The sequence below is a fragment of the Ihuprevotella massiliensis genome (genome assembly GCA_900095835.1).
In the GTDB taxonomy this organism is placed as follows: Bacteria; Bacteroidota; Bacteroidia; order Bacteroidales; family Bacteroidaceae; genus Alloprevotella; species Alloprevotella massiliensis.
On record LT608321.1, the window covers coordinates 1,374,503 to 1,392,792 of the forward strand.

15 protein-coding genes and 1 tRNA gene are annotated in these 18,290 nt (G+C 48.6%); 8 read left to right on the plus strand and 8 right to left on the minus strand.

The window, feature by feature from the left end; all coding sequences use genetic code 11:
* The first annotated feature begins 30 nt into the window (after window positions 1-30).
* The 5 genes from BQ2633_RS05735 to BQ2633_RS05755 all read left to right on the plus strand — a co-directional run bounded on the left by BQ2633_RS05735 (window position 31) and on the right by BQ2633_RS05755 (window position 5,033).
* Window positions 31-531, plus strand: coding sequence for a regulatory protein RecX (locus BQ2633_RS05735; protein WP_075565683.1), 501 nt, complete (start codon window positions 31-33; stop codon window positions 529-531).
* Window positions 532-599: 68 nt separating this feature from the next.
* Window positions 600-1,637, plus strand: coding sequence for a tetratricopeptide repeat protein (locus tag BQ2633_RS05740; RefSeq protein ID WP_141700144.1), 1,038 nt, complete (start codon window positions 600-602; stop codon window positions 1,635-1,637).
* 24 nt (window positions 1,638-1,661) lie between these two features.
* On the plus strand, window positions 1,662-3,176 hold the full coding sequence (locus BQ2633_RS05745) for a glycoside hydrolase family 10-like protein (RefSeq protein ID WP_346048258.1): 1,515 nt from the start codon (window positions 1,662-1,664) through the stop codon (window positions 3,174-3,176).
* A complete protein-coding gene (locus BQ2633_RS05750; RefSeq protein ID WP_075565689.1) occupies window positions 3,115-3,993 on the plus strand; it encodes a DUF3316 domain-containing protein in 879 nt (292 codons plus the stop codon). Before BQ2633_RS05745 ends, BQ2633_RS05750 begins: the two co-directional genes overlap by 62 nt.
* The gene (locus BQ2633_RS05755; protein ID WP_083233967.1) at window positions 3,990-5,033 is read left to right on the plus strand and encodes a S41 family peptidase; all 1,044 of its coding nucleotides are present in this window, start codon (window positions 3,990-3,992) and stop codon (window positions 5,031-5,033) included. The genes BQ2633_RS05750 and BQ2633_RS05755 overlap by 4 nt, the downstream gene beginning before the upstream one ends.
* Window positions 5,034-5,229: 196 nt before the next feature.
* Here BQ2633_RS05755 and BQ2633_RS05760 read toward each other — a convergent pair whose 3' ends face one another.
* Entirely contained in the window at window positions 5,230-6,753 is a 1,524-nt protein-coding gene (locus tag BQ2633_RS05760) for a FimB/Mfa2 family fimbrial subunit (RefSeq protein WP_176720094.1), read from the minus strand.
* Between the two features lie 325 nt (window positions 6,754-7,078).
* On the opposite strand from BQ2633_RS05760, the gene gyrB reads away from it, so the two are divergent.
* On the plus strand, window positions 7,079-9,070 hold the full coding sequence (gene gyrB / locus BQ2633_RS05765; protein WP_428829841.1) for a DNA topoisomerase (ATP-hydrolyzing) subunit B: 1,992 nt from the start codon (window positions 7,079-7,081) through the stop codon (window positions 9,068-9,070).
* A gap of 167 nt (window positions 9,071-9,237) precedes the next feature.
* Here gyrB and BQ2633_RS05770 read toward each other — a convergent pair whose 3' ends face one another.
* Both BQ2633_RS05770 and BQ2633_RS05775 read right to left on the minus strand, forming a co-directional pair.
* Window positions 9,238-9,987, minus strand: coding sequence for a protein kinase family protein (locus BQ2633_RS05770; protein ID WP_075565694.1), 750 nt, complete (start codon window positions 9,985-9,987; stop codon window positions 9,238-9,240).
* Window positions 9,988-10,004: 17 nt separating this feature from the next.
* Window positions 10,005-11,672: a formate--tetrahydrofolate ligase gene (locus BQ2633_RS05775; RefSeq protein WP_075565696.1), complete on the minus strand. Its 1,668-nt coding sequence runs from the start codon at window positions 11,670-11,672 to the stop codon at window positions 10,005-10,007.
* 330 nt (window positions 11,673-12,002) lie between these two features.
* Between BQ2633_RS05775 and BQ2633_RS05780 the strand changes: the two genes are divergently transcribed.
* The gene (locus BQ2633_RS05780; RefSeq protein WP_083233968.1) at window positions 12,003-13,004 is read left to right on the plus strand and encodes an acyltransferase family protein; all 1,002 of its coding nucleotides are present in this window, start codon (window positions 12,003-12,005) and stop codon (window positions 13,002-13,004) included.
* 155 nt (window positions 13,005-13,159) lie between these two features.
* Here BQ2633_RS05780 and BQ2633_RS05785 read toward each other — a convergent pair.
* From BQ2633_RS05785 to BQ2633_RS05800, 4 genes are all read right to left on the minus strand, one after another.
* Window positions 13,160-13,233, minus strand: a tRNA-Ile gene (locus tag BQ2633_RS05785).
* 197 nt (window positions 13,234-13,430) lie between these two features.
* Entirely contained in the window at window positions 13,431-14,717 is a 1,287-nt protein-coding gene (gene eno / locus BQ2633_RS05790) for a phosphopyruvate hydratase (RefSeq protein WP_075565698.1), read from the minus strand.
* A 39-nt stretch (window positions 14,718-14,756) separates the two neighbouring features.
* A complete protein-coding gene (locus tag BQ2633_RS05795; RefSeq protein ID WP_009437101.1) occupies window positions 14,757-15,236 on the minus strand; it encodes a flavodoxin in 480 nt (159 codons plus the stop codon).
* 276 nt (window positions 15,237-15,512) lie between these two features.
* Window positions 15,513-16,628, minus strand: coding sequence for a 5-methyltetrahydropteroyltriglutamate--homocysteine S-methyltransferase (locus BQ2633_RS05800; RefSeq protein WP_075567247.1), 1,116 nt, complete (start codon window positions 16,626-16,628; stop codon window positions 15,513-15,515).
* 332 nt (window positions 16,629-16,960) lie between these two features.
* Here BQ2633_RS05800 and BQ2633_RS05805 point away from each other — a divergent pair, with 332 nt between their 5' ends.
* Window positions 16,961-17,437 (plus strand): Lrp/AsnC family transcriptional regulator, encoded by a 477-nt coding sequence (locus BQ2633_RS05805; protein ID WP_075565700.1) that lies wholly within the window; start codon window positions 16,961-16,963, stop codon window positions 17,435-17,437.
* A 191-nt stretch (window positions 17,438-17,628) separates the two neighbouring features.
* Here the strand turns inward: BQ2633_RS05805 and BQ2633_RS05810 are convergent, their stop codons facing one another.
* Window positions 17,629-18,237 carry a DUF3109 family protein gene (locus BQ2633_RS05810; RefSeq protein WP_075565702.1) on the minus strand — a complete coding sequence of 203 codons (609 nt, stop codon included), beginning with the start codon at window positions 18,235-18,237 and terminating at the stop codon, window positions 17,629-17,631.
* Between the last annotated feature and the right edge of the window lie 53 nt (window positions 18,238-18,290).

The window sequence follows — 18,290 nt, forward strand, 5'->3', positions numbered from 1 at the left end:
CCTTTTTCTCCCACTCTCTCCTCTCTCAGCATGAAGATTACCGATAAAGACACGGCTTGGTCGTGGGCAACCGACCGATGTGCACGGCGCGAGTGTTGCCGTTTCGACATCGAACAGAAGCTCCGAGAGACACCCCTCTCTGCCGCTGACCGCGAACTCGTGCTCGATGCCCTAGAGGATGAGAAATACATCGATTCGGCACGCTATGCACGCGCTTTTGTGCACGACAAATTAGCCTACGACCGATGGGGACGACTTAAGATGCAACAAGCTCTGCGACTGAAACGCATCCCACAATGTGACATCACCGAGGCTTTTGCAGAAATGATCGAACCCGATACCTATCGCGAGGCGCTCCGTGCGGTGATAGCGAGCAAATTGCGCTCTCTTCGCTTCGATGCTTCCGACAAACAAGCGGTGTTTGCTGCTTCGCAGAAACTCGTGCGATATGCAGCTTCACGTGGGTTTGAAGCGGATTTGATTTTTTCGACTATCGATGAAGTGCTCCAAGGTGCACTCGAAGAGGAATAATCTTCCTCATCATCGCCTATTTGGATTAGGTGAAATATCCATTTTTCATCCCTCATTTCCTATATCTCATGTGTAAAATCAGACTTTCGCTTATCGTCCTACTTTTGTTAGGACTCAGTTGCGGATGCTCCACCGTTGCCAAGGCACAAACTGCCATCGATTTGCACACGGGGCGCGTGACAAAGGCTACTCCCAACGAGAACCCGATGAGCAAACAGCGCATCATGGCGCGCGATCGCGTGCTGGCTACGCAAGACTCGTTGGCGTATAATGAAGCGGTGAAGAAGGCTTTCTTCTTATTGCGCAACGACTCTTTGCCACAAGCACAGCACGAACTTGAACACGCGCTTCGCTTGCTACCTAAAGCAGAGAGCAATGCGGTGTTGCGCTTGAACCTTGCCAAGATTTACTATTGGCGCGAACAATGGCGCGATGCCGAACGCACACTGCGTGAGGTGCGCGCTGAATTGACGCAGCAGTTGGCACAGAAAGGCAATGTCAAGACCACCCTTGAGGCTGCTCCCAAAAGCAATTTGCAATCGCTCATCAACGAAACTTACCTTTGGCAGTACAATACGCTCTATCGTTTGGGCAAATATCAAGTTACGGCAGACAGCCTAAAGGCATTCTTGCAGAACAACCCAGAACTGTCGCCCCACGAAGAAATGGATGCTTATACCCTCTTGGGGGATTGTCACCTCGCACTCAAAGAGTACGAATCGGCTGTCGCTGCCTACAAGCATACCCTGAAAATAGAAGCTAATGCCAGCGAAGCTCTACTCCCCTTGACACAGGCTTTGCACGCACTGAAGCGCGACGATGAAGCCTTGCTCTACCTCAATGCCGTGCTTCAATATGAAAATTACGAAGAACCGCTAGAAGCCCGCGCCAAACTCCATCACGAAATGGGGAATGAAGAGGCTGCATTGGCTGACTGGGACACATTGGTGAAGGAGAACCCTCAAAAGTTGTCTTACCAAGTGGCGCGCGCAGAGATGCTGTTGGCATTGGGCATGAAGTCCAAAGCCAAAGAAGCGGTGAAGAAGTTGCTGCACGCTGGTTTTCCCCACAAAGAATTGCCAGTGCAGTTGCAGAAACTGAAATAAAACGCTAAGAACCTATATTACTACATGCGAGTTTTCTCTCGATTTATCGTCCCGATGTTGCTCACATTCAGCAGTCTACTCCCGATTGCTGCGCAGCGTTACATCGTTCCCTCTCCTCAACGCGAAGTGCGCGCCGTATGGTTTTGCACTCTTGGTGGCATGGACTGGCCCGGACATCAATATGCGCAGACGGCTTACAAAGCAGAACAGCAAAAACAACTCTTGTGTCAGACCTTCGACCAGTTGCAACGTGCGGGCATCAACACTATTCTCTTCCAAACGCGCCTACGCTCTACAACGGCTTATCCTTCGCGCTACGAACCTTGGGATGGGGCTTTCTCGGGCACGCCTGGCGTGGCTCCGCCTTACGATGTTTTAGCGTTTGCCGTGGAAGAAGCGCACCGCCGTGGCATGGAATTGCACGCCTATTTAGTGGCTTATCCCATCTGCTCGGTAGCTTTGGCGAAACAACTGGGCAAACAGTCGCTCCCTGCGCGACGTCCCGACCTCTGTGTGCGCGCTGGCGACAAATGGATGATGGATCCAGGTCGCCCCGGTACGGCAGAACACATCGCTGCGATGGCGAGAGAAATTGTGGAAAACTATGAGGTGGACGGCATCCACCTAGATTATATCCGTTATCCTGAAAAGGAAATCCCCTTTAACGACAACAAGACCTATGCGCACTACGGACACGGTCAACCCAAAGCACAATGGCGGCGCGACAATGTGACACGAACGGTGCGTAAGGTGGCAGAGGCGGTGCGCAGTGTGCGCCCTTGGGTGAAGATGTCTTGTTCTCCGATAGGCAAATATGCCGATCTTCCCCTCCACATGTCTTATGGATGGAACGCTCGCGATGCGGTGAACCAAGATGCGCAAGCGTGGCTCCGCGAGGGCTGGATGGACATGCTCTTCCCGATGATGTATTTCGATGGGAAACATTTCTACCCTTTTGCAGTGAACTGGCACGAACAGTCGAGCGGTCGCCCTGTGATTCCAGGATTGGGCATCTATTTTCTGGATCCTAGTGAGAAAGACTGGGACGTGATGCGCGTGATGCGACAAATCAACTTCACCCGACAACTGGGTATGAGCGGTCAGGCTTACTTCCGCAGCCGTTTTCTACTCAATAATGTCAAAGGTTTACTGGACTTTGTGACTGATGCTTATCGACAACCTGCCTTGTCACCTGCGATGACGTGGCTAGACAGCATCGCTCCTGCGAGTCCGCAGTGGCAATCTCAAATCGTGGGACAAACTTTGCGCTTCTCATGGCAACCCGTTGCGGACAATACGCCCGTGGTCTACAACCTATACCGCCTCACCGAACAGGGTGCACAACTGGTGGCGCACCATCTCCGTAGCACTCATTTTGACTATACCCCTGCGCTGCCTAGCCTGCTGCACGACACCTATGCCGTTGTGGCGATGGATGCCTATGGCAACGAATCTCTTCTCCCTAAATACCAACCCCATGCGCCTTCTACTCCTCACCTTTTGGGCTTGCCTTCCGCTGTGGCTCGCAGCCGAAAATAAGGATTTATCGAACATACCAGAGGCAAACACCGCTTCTCTAGCTGCATCCTTACAACAAGTTGCAACCTCTCCCGAACGCGCCCCCCTTTCGGGTGTGGTGGAGCGGACGTATCTTTTGGGCGTGGGCTACAATCATGTCTATGACAGTTATCTTTCGCCTTTGGACTATAAGGGTAGCACTTTAGGATTTACCCGAATAGGCGAACGAACGATGCGACGTGCACAAGGACGCTGGAGCCAAATGACCTATTTTGACCTCAATGCTTCGCATCTCTATAATCCAGTGGGGAATGCAACCACTTGGGATGGAGAGATGCAATTCAACTATGGTCAGCACTACCACGTGATGGTACAACCCACTTGGAATTTCTCTCTCGGCGGTTTGCTGGGGGCGCATTTCGGCGGTACGTACAACACGCGCAATGGCAACAACCCTGGACAAATGCGCATGGCAGTCGACTTGTCGGCTTCTGCAGTAGCGATGAGACAATTCACCTTGTGGAAGAAACACTGGACATGGCGCACGCAATGCGACATCCCACTGATGGGTGCTTTCTTCACGCCCAATTATGGTCAGTCGTATTACGAGATCTTCAATCTGGGACATACGAATGGTAATGTCATGTTTTCGCATCCTTTCAATGCTCCCTCGATGCGATTGCTTTCGACCATCTCCATACCTTTCGGGACAAGTAGTCTGACTTTGGGATACAAAGCGGACATTCGACAAAGCACTGCGCACCATCTCGATCGCCATGCTTGGCACCACACCTTTCTCATTGGTTACACCAAAACGCTGCAATTCCTGAAACGATGACTTTACTCTCTGCACGCATCCAGCGAATCGTCGCCTATCTTTTCTGTGGCTTCACGCTGCTCATGAGCGCTTCTTGCGTCACCTCTGAAGGATTCTCCACCGCTCCTCGAGATGACTTTGAGGCACTGTGGCGCATCTTCGACCGCCACTATTGTTTCTTTGATTATAAGAAGCAAGAATATGGGTTGGACTGGAACGAGGTGCACCAACGCTATGCTGCGCAGGTGTCGGACTCGATGTCGCCACAAGCACTGTTTCAGGTGCTGGGCAAGATGTGCAACGAGTTGCGCGATGGGCACGTAAACCTCTGGTCACCCCAAAACACGGCGCGCTACACTCGCTGGTATGAGGCGTATCCGGTGAACTTCAGTGACAGTCTGTTGCGCCGCGCCCTCGGCACTGCAGAAGAATATCAACTTGCCTCTGGACTACAATACAAGGTCTTTGACGACAATGTGGGATATGTGCGCTGCGCCTCATTTAACAACGAAATCGGTGCTGGAAATCTCCACGAAATCATGCGCTACCTCGCCACCTGCGATGGTTTGATTGTCGATGTGCGCAGCAATAGTGGAGGCTTACTCACCGCTGCACAGACTTTGGCTTCGGTGTTTACCAACGAAGAAGTGACCGTGGGCTATATTTCTCACAAAACTGGACCTGGACACTCCGATTTCTCTCAACCTCAACCCATCATCCTAAAACCAGGGAAAGGGCTTCGGTGGCAGAAACCCATCGTGGTGTTGGCTAATCGTCGCACCTACAGTGCAGCCAATGCCTTTGTGATGTATATAAAAGCCTTGCCCAACGTGACCTTTATGGGCGACCACACGGGTGGCGGTTCGGGACTTCCTTTCTCCTCAGAACTTCCTGGGGGATGGAGCATCCGTTTTTCGGCAAGTCCTATCTACAACACGAAGATGGAACACACGGAGTTTGGCATCGAACCAGACATCCCTGTGAGCATCACGCGCAAAGACTACCAACGCGGAGTCGACACCATCCTAGAACAAGCCAGAGCACTGCTCAGGAAGAAATAGAAAGCTGACAGACGTCAGATAAAAAGTATCAAGGTGAAACTCAAACTATTGAGTTTCACCTTGATTTTTATGTAAGAGGAAGAGTCAACAAGCAGAAGTAATCGCAGATTCCACTGCTTATCACGCGAAAGGTTGATTGTTGATGACAGGGACTGCTTGGGTTAGGCCCTGAATCTAGCGAACATAGCAGCAGAACTTATTGTTTTCTGACCCGAACGTGCTTAATGAGGCGCACGACGAAAGATTGTCCTGTGGCAGTGCCCTTGCGGAAGGAGGTGTGTTCAACAAACATGAAGGAGGTGCGCCCTTCATCGCAAAGATATCGGATTTTGGACTTACCAATAACATCATAGATTTCTGTGGCGCGTACACTTCTCAGCACGTCATTGACCGCATTGAGACGATCGCCATGGAAGTTATTTGCCAACACCTGGGCTTCTTCCTTCGTAGGAACGCTCCAACCACCTTCCCCATCTTCTAGATAACTGCTTGCATAGCGAGGAGCATCCTCTGCATTGCCTTGTGTGGAATAGGCTGATTCGGCATTTTCCAACTGTTCTTTGCTGAGCAACATCACATCTGCCTCATCGGCTGTGATGAGTCGCACAGCAGCCACGAGAAATTTGCCCTTCCACAGGGTGCCGACTTTGGGAAATCCTTGCAAATTCCCAGTATTGGGCGTGTCTTCGTGAGGAGGTTGTGGCGAGGGCTTGTCAGGTGAAGGATTTGGATCTGTGGGATTGGGGTTAGGTTGTTCAGGATTTGGAGTATTGGGATGGTCAGGTTGCCCATCGACCAACGTAGCCCCAAAAGAGAAGTTTTGTTCTATCCACGGGCGCCACTCGGTGGTAGTGAGATTTCCCTCCAAAGCAATGTGCTTGGCTTCGGCTTTGAAAGCGCCAAAGTAGCGATAGGGAGTGCCTGCCGTCAAAGGTTGGCGAAGGTTGTAGGCATAGTTGCGCTCTTCGTCGTGATTCACCAGCGAAATCGTGGCAACGGTATTATCCCCCGATGTGGGGAAAACATAACAAATATCAGTGGTCCACACATTGTTGTCAGTGCGGTGGGCAGAGAGCGTGGCAGTGGTGGGTTGGGCGTAACGACCATCCCAGTTGATTTCGCCATAAACTGAAGAAAGTCGCACACGCACTTGCTCTACATCCGCGGGGATTTGCGACAAGCGAAACTCCACAGCACTCATGGTGTGACCGAGCAGGATGTCGACTGTGTTGCGCTTTTTTCCCACTTCAATTTCGGCTTCTCCACGCATCAAGGCTTTGCCCGTGAGTGCTTTATCGGTCAGTGTCGCAGCATTGGTATTTTCTTCCCCTGAAGGTGCAATGTTTTTCTGAGCAATGGGGCTTTTGGGCGTCACTCCCTCGGCAGGAAGAGTGTAGGCTCCCACTCCCGAAAAAGCCACAAGACGATAACGCCCTTCTGCCAGAGAGAGGGTGAGCTTATTTTCCGCCTTGGTGAGTCGTTGATGCGACACGTATTGACCACCTTCGGAGAAAGCCACCACTTCAATAGGAAGAGCCACCGATTCGGGAGTGACAGCACGCGTGTGGATGGTCACTTTGTGGGGTTTTTCAATAGGTTTAGGTTCATCGGGTAGATCGATGGTGCCGCAACTAACGAGCTGCGAAGCGAGCAAAAGGAGGACTATCCCCAAAGATTGGGATAAAGCCGTCAAAGAAGAGGAGGAATGAAAACGATTCATAGTCATATAAGGATTTATGGCAGGAGAAAAACTAGACTTCACCAACGAGTCAACACGAAGCATCTGAGTATGATGTGGATATAGCAGGTGAAAACAGCAGGGGTTTGAGCACAAATTTAATAAACCCGAAGGAAATATCCAAATAAATGCAGCTTTTTTCATAGAGAATTGTAATAAGAAAGGCATCCTCACTGGGTATGCACATTCTATGGCGGCGAAAAGCCCTAAGAAATCTCGCAGCTCCATTTTATGAGCATGAGAAACACGTGGTTAGAATTGGCTATCTCATAATTATTTTGTAACTTTGCTCCGTTATAACCCACCCATTTGTATGGAAGAAAAAGAACAAAAACCAGCGGGATATTCCGCATCAAATATCCAGGTGCTCGAAGGGCTTGAAGCCGTTCGCAAGCGCCCTGCCATGTACATTGGCGACATCAGCGAAAAAGGTCTGCACCACTTGGTCTACGAAACAGTGGACAACTCTATCGACGAGGCTTTGGCAGGCTACTGCACCCACATCGAGGTGACCATCTGTGAAGACAACTCTATCGTTGTGCAAGACAATGGTCGCGGTATCCCTGTGGATATCCACGAAAAAGAGGGGGTGAGCGCGCTGCAAGTCGTGATGACAGTGCTCCACGCTGGTGGTAAGTTTGATAAAGGCTCCTACAAAGTTTCCGGCGGTCTGCACGGTGTGGGTGTTTCCTGCGTGAATGCACTTTCTACGCACATGAAGTCGCAGGTGTTTCGCGATGGAAAGATCTACCAACAAGAGTACAACACAGGTAAACCCCTTTATGAAGTGAAGGTGGTGGGCGAAACGGATCGCCGTGGTACGAGACAACAATTCTGGCCAGATCCAGAAATCTTCACCACTACGACCTATCGCTACGACATTCTTGCCAATCGTATGCGCGAATTGGCTTTCCTCAACGCGGGACTCACCATCGTTCTCACTGATGAGAGAGAAATCGATGAAAATGGTAAGCCACTCAGCGAGACTTTCTACTCAGAACAAGGTCTGCGCGAGTTTGTGCGCTACCAAGATGCGATGCGTACTCCACTTATCCCTGATGTGATCTACATCAACACGGAGAAGGAAGGCATCCCTGTGGAGGTAGCGATTGTCTACAACACTAGTTATTCGGAAAATCTCCACTCTTACGTCAACAATATCAACACCATCGAAGGAGGTACTCACCTTGCTGGTTTCCGCTCTGCGGTGACTCGCGTGTTGAAAAAGTATGCAGAAGAGACAGCTCAAAAGCAGATTGAGAAGGCGAAGATTGAAATCACGGGTGAAGACTTCCGTGAAGGTCTCACTGCCGTAATCAGCGTGAAGGTGGCAGAACCTCAGTTTGAGGGTCAAACCAAGACGAAGCTCGGTAACAGTGAGGTGATGGGTGCTGTGAACCAAGCTGTGGGTGAAGCACTCACCAACTATTTGGAGGAACATCCGAAGGAAGCGAAGCTGATTGTGGACAAAGTGATTCTCGCTGCTACGGCGCGTGTGGCTGCTCGCAAAGCTCGTGAGACCGTGCAACGCAAGAACCCCATGAGCGGTGGTGGACTTCCCGGTAAACTTGCCGACTGCTCTAGCAAAGTGCCTGAAGAATGCGAATTGTTCCTCGTCGAGGGTGACTCTGCAGGTGGTTCTGCCAAGCAAGGACGTAGCCGTGCAACACAAGCGATTCTCCCTCTCCGTGGTAAAATCCTCAATGTGGAGAAGGCGATGTGGCACAAGGCTTTCGAGAGTGACGAAGTCAATAACATCATCCAAGCACTGGGCATCCGTTTTGGCGTTCAGAAGGAGGGTGAAACTGGCGAAGTGGATTCTAAGGAAGCCAACATCGACAAACTCCGCTACCACAAGATTGTGATTATGGCGGATGCTGACGTCGATGGTCAGCACATTGCAACTCTGATTATGACGCTCTTCTATCGCTACTTCCCACAAGTGATTCGCGAAAATCACCTCTATATCGCTATGCCTCCGCTCTATCGTTGCCGCAAGGGTAAGACGGAAGAGTATTGCTACAATGATCGCGAGAAAGACGCCTTCATCGAAAAGTATGGTGATCCCACGAAGGGTGAAAACTCCATCACTTTGCAGCGTTATAAAGGTCTTGGTGAAATGAATCCTACGCAATTGTGGGATACGACCATGAACCCTGAAACTCGTATGCTCAAACTCGTGACGATCGAAAATGCGGCTGAAGCTGATCACGTATTCTCTATGCTCATGGGTGATGACGTGGAGCCTCGTCGCGACTTCATCGAACGCAATGCAAAATATGCAACGATTGACGCTTAAACATTGAAGATACGGGCGTGGACGGTTGATGCCATGGCAAATGAAGCGTGGATGAAACTCGAACTTCTGTATCGAGACTAAACAAAAAATCCTCCTCAATCTCGATGATTGAGGAGGATTTTTTTGCATTAGAATGAAGGGTTGCTGTAGTTGCTTTCCTTCAACAACTAGGCTTCTACGATGCCCGTGATATTGTTGTGATGGGGGTGAGGACGACGGCGATATTCATCGCAAGCCTCTAAAATCCAAGCTAAACATTGTGCAGAATCGGCTTTTCTTAAAGCGGCATAATGGTGCGCTAAACGCTCGAAGAACATGGGAGTACCGACCAATCGAGCAAAGTTGGCACACCCCTTTTCCACCGTCACTGCTTTGCCCCATTTCACAGAATTGGTGTCGAGCAAAGTGAAGTGATAACGGTCGCCCACTCGATCAAAAAGGATATTTCCGGCAGAGAAATCACGATGCAAGAAACCATTGGTATGCAATCTTGCCGCATAACGCGCAAAGTCAGACGTCACCTCTTCCAACATTTCTGGTTCTAAAGAAGGAATATCCTCCATAGAATGGCGATACTCAGAGCGAAGACTTACAAAATAGTAAGTGGCATTGAGCCAATTCTGGCGATAGCTGACAAAAGCCACAGGCTCTGGAGCATCAAAACTTCGCTCTTTGAGCATGAGTGCCGAAACATAAGCTCGCTTCGCTTTGTTGCTCTTGTAAATTTTAGTAGCAAGGCGCGTAGTGAGTGGCATACGACCATAGCGTTTCACCACCAAAGTGAGTCCATCCACTTGAAGTGTACGAAGCATATTGCGACCACGATGTAATTCGCGTCCCTCACGCTCAAAATGTTCATCGATGTGTGAGAGATATTCAGAAAGGTATTGGTATTTAGGGTTGATGACGATACGCATAGCGAGTGATATCTATATTAACTTAGTCCGGTGATTTCACCATCTTTGTAGTCGATTCTGAGGGCTTGAGGGGATTTGGGTAAACCTGGCATGCGAATGATGTCGCCAGCTAAAGCCACAATCATCTCCGAACCTGCGTTGATGACGATGTCGCGAATGTGGAAATCGAAACCTTCTGCAGCACCATACTTGGTGGCATCGGCAGAGAAAGAGAACTGTGTCTTGGCAATGCACACTGGGAAGTGTGACATTCCATTCTCAGTAGCTTGCTTGAGTTTACGCAAAGCCATGGGAGCAAAGGTGACTTGTCCTGCACCATAGATTTTCGTAGCTACAGCGGTAATCTTTTCTTGCAATCCCTCTTCATCTGCATAGGGGAATCGAAGTGGTTGCGAAGGATTATTCTCGATGGCATCTACAACAATTTGCGCCATTTCTGCTGCTCCCTTTCCACCTTCCATGTAGGCATGGTTGATGACGAAGGGGGCTTTCAAATCTTCCTCACAGTGTTGGCGCAAGAGTGCCATTTCTTCGTCCGTGTCGGCGGCATAGCGGTTGAACACTACTACAACAGTTTGCCCAAAGCTACGGAGGTTGCGCACGTGCTTATCCAAATTGGGGAAGCCTTTTCTCAAACCTTCCAAGTTGGGCTGCGCGATAGCATCGAGGGCAACCCCTCCGTGCATCTTCAACCCTTGTGCGGTAGCCACGAGGACAGTGAGTGAAGGTTGCAAACCTGACTTGCGACATTTGATATCGAAGAACTTTTCTGCTCCCAAATCAGCACCGAATCCTGCTTCTGTGATGGTGTATTCGGCATGCGACAGCGCCATCTTGGTAGCAATGATGGTGTTGCAACCATGGGCAATATTAGCAAATGGTCCGCCATGCACAAAGGCTGGGGTATTCTCCGTAGTTTGCACTAAATTGGGCTGGAGAGCATCTTTCAAAAGCACCATGATACTGCCAGCAATACCGAGGTCACTCACGCGGAAAGGTGAACCATCATAGCGATAGCCGAGAAGAATATTCTCTATACGACGACGAAGGTCTGCCTCATCGGTTGCCAAGCAGAGAATCGCCATCAGTTCGCTAGCGGGAGTGATGTCAAATCCGGCTTGCGCCTCAACACCGTTCGTAGCAGGTCCAAGACCTGTAACGATTTGACGAAGCGAACGGTCATTGACATCAAGCACACGGCGCCACAGCACTTCTTTGAGTCCGAAACCTTCAGCACGATGCTGATAGATATAGTTATCTAGCAAAGCCGCAATCATATTGTGCGCTGAGGTGATGGCATGGAAGTCGCCCGTGAAGTGGAGATTGATTTTCTCCATGGGCAACACTTGTGCATATCCACCTCCTGCGGCACCACCTTTCATACCAAAACAAGGTCCGAGAGAAGGCTCACGAAGCGCAACAACAGCACGTTTGCCGATATGGTTGAGACCAAGTGCTAGACCGATGCTTACAGTGGTCTTACCTATACCAGCCTTCGTGGCAGTGATAGAAGTGACCAGAATGAGATGATTGCGTTTCACCTTTGATTCATCGATGAGCGAGAGGGGCACTTTGGCAATGTGCTTACCATATTGTTCAAGCTGCTCTGCATCGATACCAATTTGTTGTGCTACTTCTGCAATAGGCAACAGCGGTGTTGATCTTGCGATTTCAATGTCGGTCATGGGGAAGGAAAGGATTGAGGAGTTGGGGGTTCTAGGGAGCAGAAATTAAAGATGAAACGACATTCTTAGTTACATTCATCATCACGTTTGGAAACATCTGTGCAAACAGATGATGCCAAACTATGAGAAATGCTATTTCTGCAAAGCAAAGGTACATAAAATCTTTCAATTTTCAACTATTCTATAATGAGTTTATCTAGCAATAAATCCTTTTCCTCAGCTTTATATTGCTTTGCCAAGGTCTCATCTCTTGAAAATCTCATAAATAAGGACGCACCAAACCAAAACTTATCAGTACATTTGCAACATATTTACGATTAACAGCGCGGCATGAACACAATAATATCACCCACTTCCACAGCATCTTCCACTACTCCACCCATAGAGAAAAACTCGCTCTTGCAGACTTCACGCATCGAGGAGCTAGACTACCTCAAATGTCTTTTCGTATTGCTCATGGTGGCTTTTCATCTCGCCTATTTTGCTGATGAATATCCACTCCTCAAACAATGGGTTTATACCTTCCACATGCCGGGATTTCTTCTCATATCGGGCTATCTCATGAGGGTGGATCGACCATTACGGAAATTTGCACGTACCCTTCTTTGGTTGGCCGTGCCTTATCTGGTCTTAGAATCGAGCTACATTGTACTGTCCTCCTTCTTGCCCGTGCGCGATGGCATAGACCATCTCACAGTGTCCTCCTTTGCCGACAAGTTTTTCGTGCACCCTCTCGGTCCTTATTGGTATCTACACACCCTGATTCTCTGCGGCATAGGATATTTTATCATTTGGCAACAGAAAGGATGCAACACGATCTCGCGCCTTATTCTGCTTGGCTTCTATTTGGCAGGCTTAGCATTCGTGCAACTCGTGGCATGGGACGTGAGTTTGTATTTCCTTTTGGGTATCATCATTCGTCAGAGTAAACTCACGTTTCTACAAGTCTTTCGTCCCTCATGGTTGGCGTTCATTGCCCTCCTATGGTTGAGTTGTTATCCAGAGACTTTCCGCAAAGGATCTTTGGGAGGTTTAGCAACCGTCTACTTGGTTATCTCTGCAACATTAGCGGTTTTCCCACATCTTCTACAATGCATCAGAAAAGCCGCACTCTTTTTAGGGCGCAATTCGCTTGCCCTATTTCTCTTCTCTCCTATTTTCACAATGGTGTGCAAGATATTCATCCCGTATCTTACATTCGATTCCTCACGCGTGCTGTTTCTCACCTTATCTTTGCCGCTCTGCATACTAGGCGCTCTTGCAGTCTGCAAAGCATTAGATGCGCTGCACCTCTCACCCTGGTTGTTTGGAAGAAAAAAGGCTCTAACATAAACCTGTTCTACCTCAAATTCTTTCACACGAACATAGAAGAGAAACTGCTCTTTCATAGCCATAGATTAGATTCCCTTTTTCATTGTCCCAATCTTCTATCAAAGAAAAACTGCATCCATTTCAAATAGATTGAAACGGATGCAGTTTGTTTGTTGTGGACCAGCTTGGGCTTGAACCAAGGACCTCCAGATTATGAGTCTGTTGCTCTAACCAACTGAGCTACAAGTCCAAAAGAGAAAGTATCTTTTTTCAATGAGCAAAGTTAATACTTTCTATCCAAACAGCCAAATAAGTTTATAAAAAAAGCCAGCTGTCAAAAGTTGACAGCTGGCATAAGAAAGCGCAAAAAATGTCGCGCTAAGCATTGCAACTCTGAAGAGAGAGAGTTGAAGAATCAGTGTTGCAATGGTAGGGAATCAAAAAGGATTAAGCCTTCTTGATGCGCTTGTAACCATAAACAGCGAGGTCACCGAGTTCTTCCTCGATGCGGAGGAGTTGGTTATACTTCGCCATACGGTCAGAACGGCTCAAAGAACCAGTCTTGATTTGACCAGAGTTGGTAGCTACTGCGATGTCAGCGATAGTAGCATCTTCAGTTTCACCAGAACGGTGAGAAGTTACTGAAGTGTAACCAGCGCGGTGAGCCATTTCGATAGCGTCGAGAGTTTCAGAGAGAGAACCGATTTGGTTAACCTTGATGAGGATAGAGTTACCGCAACCGAGTTCGATACCCTTCTTGAGGAATTCAACGTTAGTCACGAAGAGGTCGTCACCTACGAGTTGGCAACGGTCGCCGATAGCCTTGGTGAGCATTTGCCAACCTTCCCAGTCGTTTTCAGCCATACCGTCTTCGATAGAGTCGATGGGGTACTTAGTCACGAGTTCAGTGAGGTAAGCCACTTGTTCTTCACGGCTACGCTTAGCACCGTTAGCACCTTCCTTTTCAGTGTAGTCGTAAACGCCATCAGCGTAGAACTCAGAAGAAGCGCAGTCGAGACCGATCATTACGTCCTTACCGGGTTCGAGACCAGCAGCCTTGATAGCAGAGATGATAGTGTCGAGAGCATCTTCAGTACCATTGAGGCTAGGAGCGAAACCACCTTCATCACCTACAGCAGTAGAGAGACCGCGATCATGGAGCACCTTCTTAAGAGCGTGGAACACTTCAGCACCCCAACGGAGACCTTCACGGAAAGAAGGAGCACCTACAGGACGAATCATGAACTCTTGGAATGCGATAGGAGCATCAGAGTGAGCACCACCGTTGATGATGTTCATCATGGGCACGGGGAGCGTGAAGGTGTTAGTACCACCGATGTAACGGTAGAGGGGAAGACCGAGACCAGCAGCAGCAGCCTTAGCTACAGCGAGAGAAACACCGAGGATAGCGTTAGCACCGAGCTTAGACTTAGTCTTAGTGCCATCGAGTTGGAGCATAAGGCTGTCGATGCCACGTTGGTCGAGCACGCAGTGACCTACGAGAGCAGGAGCAATCACCTTGTTCACGTTTTCAACTGCCTTGAGCGTACCCTTACCACCGTAGCGAGCCTTATCGCCATCACGGAGTTCGAGAGCTTCGTTTTCGCCAGTAGATGCGCCAGAGGGCACAGAAGCACGGCCGAGAACGCCGTTTTCAAGAGTTACGTCAACCTCTACAGAGGGGAAACCGCGAGAGTCGAGGACTTCGCGTGCTACGATTTTTTCAATTTTCATCTTGTATATGAAATTTAGATTGAGTATGTGTCGAAAAGATTACTTTACGAGTTCTACCCATGCAGCGATACGGGCAGCGTTGTTGTCAGCGTCAGCTTCATCGAGGCAGAGACCTACGAACTTGCCGTCTACATTCACTTCGCTATCGGTCACTTGGTAGCCTTCTGGCTCATAAGCACCTACGAAAGTGCAACCACAGTCTTGGAGTGCATCGTAGATTTGACGAAGAGCACCGCAGAAAGTATCGCCATAGCCGTCGGAATCACCGCAACCGAAGAGACCTACCTTCTTGCCATTGAGGTCTTGAGCCTTCAAAGCATCGAGAAAGTCATACCAGTCGTCTTGCAAATCACCAGCACCCCAAGTAGAGGAACCGAGAAGGAGGGTGTCGTAGTCAGCTACAGAAGCTGCATCTACTTCACCAACGTTGAAAACAGCGTCTGTGCCGAGTGCTGCGGCGATGTCTTGAGCAGCAGCTTCGGTGTTACCAGTAGTGCTGCCATAGAAAATTCCAATCATTGTCGTAAGTTTTTGAGAGGTTACTAATATCAGCAGCAAAGGTAATACATTTTCTTTGCTACCACAATCACTGCATGTAGTGAATTTTATAGTGCAAATATAAGAAGTTTATTTGAAATAACCCAATCTTGAACCTATTTCTCACTAGATGTGATGATATTTTCTTCCTTCCCTCCTCCTTTAGCGTATTTCTGCTCAGCATATCCACATAAAAAGACAAAGAGCCTCTCACGAAGCTCCTTGTCATTCTATAAATTCCAACAATCTTTGTCTGGTTTACCCCCACACTTCTTTGGCTATTTCTTGCACCAAAGCTATTTTTCGCCACTGGTCTTCTTCTGTGAGTTTATTGCCAATCTCACACGATGCGAAACCACACTGAGGGCTAAGGTACAAACGCTCCAGAGGCACATATTGCGCTGCCTCATGAATACGCTGAATAATCGTCGATTTATCTTCGAGTTCGGGACGCTTACTGGTAATCAATCCAAGCACCACATCCACACCTTCTGCCACATCTGCCAATGGCGCAAAACTTCCTGAACGTTCGTCATCAAACTCCAGATAGAAAGCATCCACCTTCTCTTGACCAAAGAGAGTCTTCGACACAGCATCATACGGACCACTGCATGCCCAGTCGGAATGGTAATTACCGCGACACACATGAGTCGTAATGGTCACTCCCTCAGGACGACCTTCTAACGCCAAATTATTCAGACGAAGACTCACGGACTTGAGTTGCTCTGGATCAGCATCATTGCCTATCTTTTCATGTAAATAGCCATGATCGCAGAAGGCTCCCCAAGTGCAGTCATCCAACTGGATGTTGCGACAACCAGCCGCCGCCAAATCCTGGATAACGGTGCGATAGGCAGCTGCAATGTCTTGAACCAACTCTTCCTGATTGGGATAGATTTTGAGCGTGTTTTCTGTATTCTTGCCGCGGAAAAGTTCGGCATAGAATTGTGCTGGTGCTGGAATTGTCTGACGAGCCACTACCCCAGAACGCTCAAACTGCTTCACAAATTTGAAATGCTCCACAAAGGGATGGTGCTCACCAGAGATTTTTCCAGTTAGTTCGCAAGAACCACGGGTGGTTTCTGTTTCATGGAATAAATAGCCTTGCTCCAACTCGATGTGTCGCACGCCCTGAAATCCCCAGGTGAAGTCAAGGTGCCAGTAGCTACGTCGAAATTCTCCATCGGTGATAACCTCAAGACCTGCATCGAGTTGTTTATGAATTAGTTCTGTGATACATTCGTCCTCCACTTGTTTAAGATCAGCAGCGGAGATTTCGCCTTGTTGAAAACGAGCGCGAGCTTCATGCAAGCGAGCAGGACGGAGAAAACTGCCAACGATGTCGGCGCGGTGTGGGGCAAATTTCTTACTCATACGATTGTCTTTTTTAGTCTTCATCCCTTGTCTCAAGTCAAAATGATGACGTGCAATCAAATCGCTCTGTGTAGTTATGACACAAGGTGAAGTTCTGTGAGGGAATCATGAAAACTTTACTGGTGGGCTATGTGAATCACAAGGACGAAAGGGGGCTTTTCTGAGATACTCATGCTCACAAGTTTTCATCTTTCTTGCTGTTTGATGGTGCAAAGGTATTAGATTGACTTGAACTAGACAAATTTCTTGCTCATTTCGGAAAAATATACTATTTTTGCCACCACAACCCATCTCACACAGAATAATATTCTACACAAATTCCACTTATTGAAATGGAAAGACTAGACGATATTGACATCCAGATTTTGAAAGAACTCCAGCGTAACGCCAAACTCACGGTCAAAGAATTGGCAGATAAAGTGCATCTTTCAGCGTCTCCCACCTTCGAGCGTCAGAAGCGTTTGGAGCGTGAAGGCTATATCGAAAACTATGTGGCTGTGGTGAATCCCAAACGCGTGGGCAACACCATCATCGCTCTCTGTAACATCAAGCTGAAACAACACAGCAGCAGTCACAGTCGCGCTTTCATGGAGGCAGTACGTGGTATCGACGAGGTGACAGAGTGCTACAACACTTCGGGCGACTACGACTTCATGATGAAAATCTATGTGCGCGATATGGAGCATTACCAAGATTTTGTGCTCAATAAGCTAGGCAAGATTGATAGTATCGGTAGTCTGCATAGCATCTTCGTCATTGGCGAAGTGAAAAATGCGCACAAAGTCCCCATCTCCACTGAAGAAGACTAACGAGTAGAGGGTTTGCTAGCGCTTGCTATCTCAAGCCATCCACTTGTTGTTTGGGATAGCCATGAAAATCTAGGAAATCTATCACTAATGGCAAGGAGATTTCAACACAAACGTGGGAGATAATTTGATTATCTCCCACGTTTTTTTCAATTTTCTCCGAGATTTCTATTCCAAGTTCGGAAGTTTCATTTTCATTCTTCGTCCTTAGGCAGCATGCCTTCGGCTTTCAAGGCTTCAACTAACGCTAAAAGTTCATCATACCACGCTTGACCAAAACGACGAATCAGCGGATTTTTCAAAAACTTATAAATAGGCAATTTCAATTCTCTGCCTAGTTTGACTGCTGGCTTGCACACTGACCAACGATGATAGTTGAGCGCAACATTGCCATTGGAGAGCTGTTGTTCACGAATGGGATAGAGGTAGCAACTGATAGGCTTTGCCCAATCGATTCTTCCCTCTCGATGCGCACGGTCGGTGGCACATAAGCAGATGCCGCGCTCATCATAGCAGGTGAAACAACAGTCTTTGCCATTGACAATGCTCGTGACCAAATCGCCATCTTCGTCGCGATAAGCCACCCCTTGGTTGTTGAGCACCTTGCGCGCTTTTGGATCCAGTTCCATCCACACCACAGGTAGCACACGCTCCAAATCTTTCACCTCGGCTGGTGTGATCGGAGCACCGGCTTCTCCCTCGATACAGCAAGCACCGCCGCAGGCTTCGAGGTCGCAGCAGAAATGTTCGGTGAGAATATCGGGCGAAAGCAATACATCGCCCACTTGAAGAATGGGAAGCATGAGTAGGTTAGTCTATGAATGAAAGGAAAAAGTCTGTAAAAGTGAGGGTAAGT

Excerpts from the sequence above, each read along its gene's own strand:
- BQ2633_RS05735 (WP_075565683.1), top strand. The coding sequence starts at position 31 with ATGAAGATTACCGATAAAGACACGGCTTGGTCGTGGGCAACCGACCGA.
- BQ2633_RS05740 (WP_141700144.1), top strand. The coding sequence starts at position 600 with ATGTGTAAAATCAGACTTTCGCTTATCGTCCTACTTTTGTTAGGACTC.
- BQ2633_RS05745 (WP_346048258.1), top strand. The coding sequence starts at position 1,662 with ATGCGAGTTTTCTCTCGATTTATCGTCCCGATGTTGCTCACATTCAGC.
- BQ2633_RS05750 (WP_075565689.1), top strand. The coding sequence starts at position 3,115 with ATGCGCCTTCTACTCCTCACCTTTTGGGCTTGCCTTCCGCTGTGGCTC.
- BQ2633_RS05755 (WP_083233967.1), top strand. The coding sequence starts at position 3,990 with ATGACTTTACTCTCTGCACGCATCCAGCGAATCGTCGCCTATCTTTTC.
- BQ2633_RS05760 (WP_176720094.1), bottom strand. The coding sequence starts at position 6,753 with ATGAATCGTTTTCATTCCTCCTCTTCTTTGACGGCTTTATCCCAATCT.
- BQ2633_RS05770 (WP_075565694.1), bottom strand. The coding sequence starts at position 9,987 with ATGCGTATCGTCATCAACCCTAAATACCAATACCTTTCTGAATATCTC.
- BQ2633_RS05775 (WP_075565696.1), bottom strand. The coding sequence starts at position 11,672 with ATGACCGACATTGAAATCGCAAGATCAACACCGCTGTTGCCTATTGCA.
- BQ2633_RS05780 (WP_083233968.1), top strand. The coding sequence starts at position 12,003 with ATGAACACAATAATATCACCCACTTCCACAGCATCTTCCACTACTCCA.
- eno (WP_075565698.1), bottom strand. The coding sequence starts at position 14,717 with ATGAAAATTGAAAAAATCGTAGCACGCGAAGTCCTCGACTCTCGCGGT.
- BQ2633_RS05795 (WP_009437101.1), bottom strand. The coding sequence starts at position 15,236 with ATGATTGGAATTTTCTATGGCAGCACTACTGGTAACACCGAAGCTGCT.
- BQ2633_RS05800 (WP_075567247.1), bottom strand. The coding sequence starts at position 16,628 with ATGAGTAAGAAATTTGCCCCACACCGCGCCGACATCGTTGGCAGTTTT.
- BQ2633_RS05805 (WP_075565700.1), top strand. The coding sequence starts at position 16,961 with ATGGAAAGACTAGACGATATTGACATCCAGATTTTGAAAGAACTCCAG.
- BQ2633_RS05810 (WP_075565702.1), bottom strand. The coding sequence starts at position 18,237 with ATGCTTCCCATTCTTCAAGTGGGCGATGTATTGCTTTCGCCCGATATT.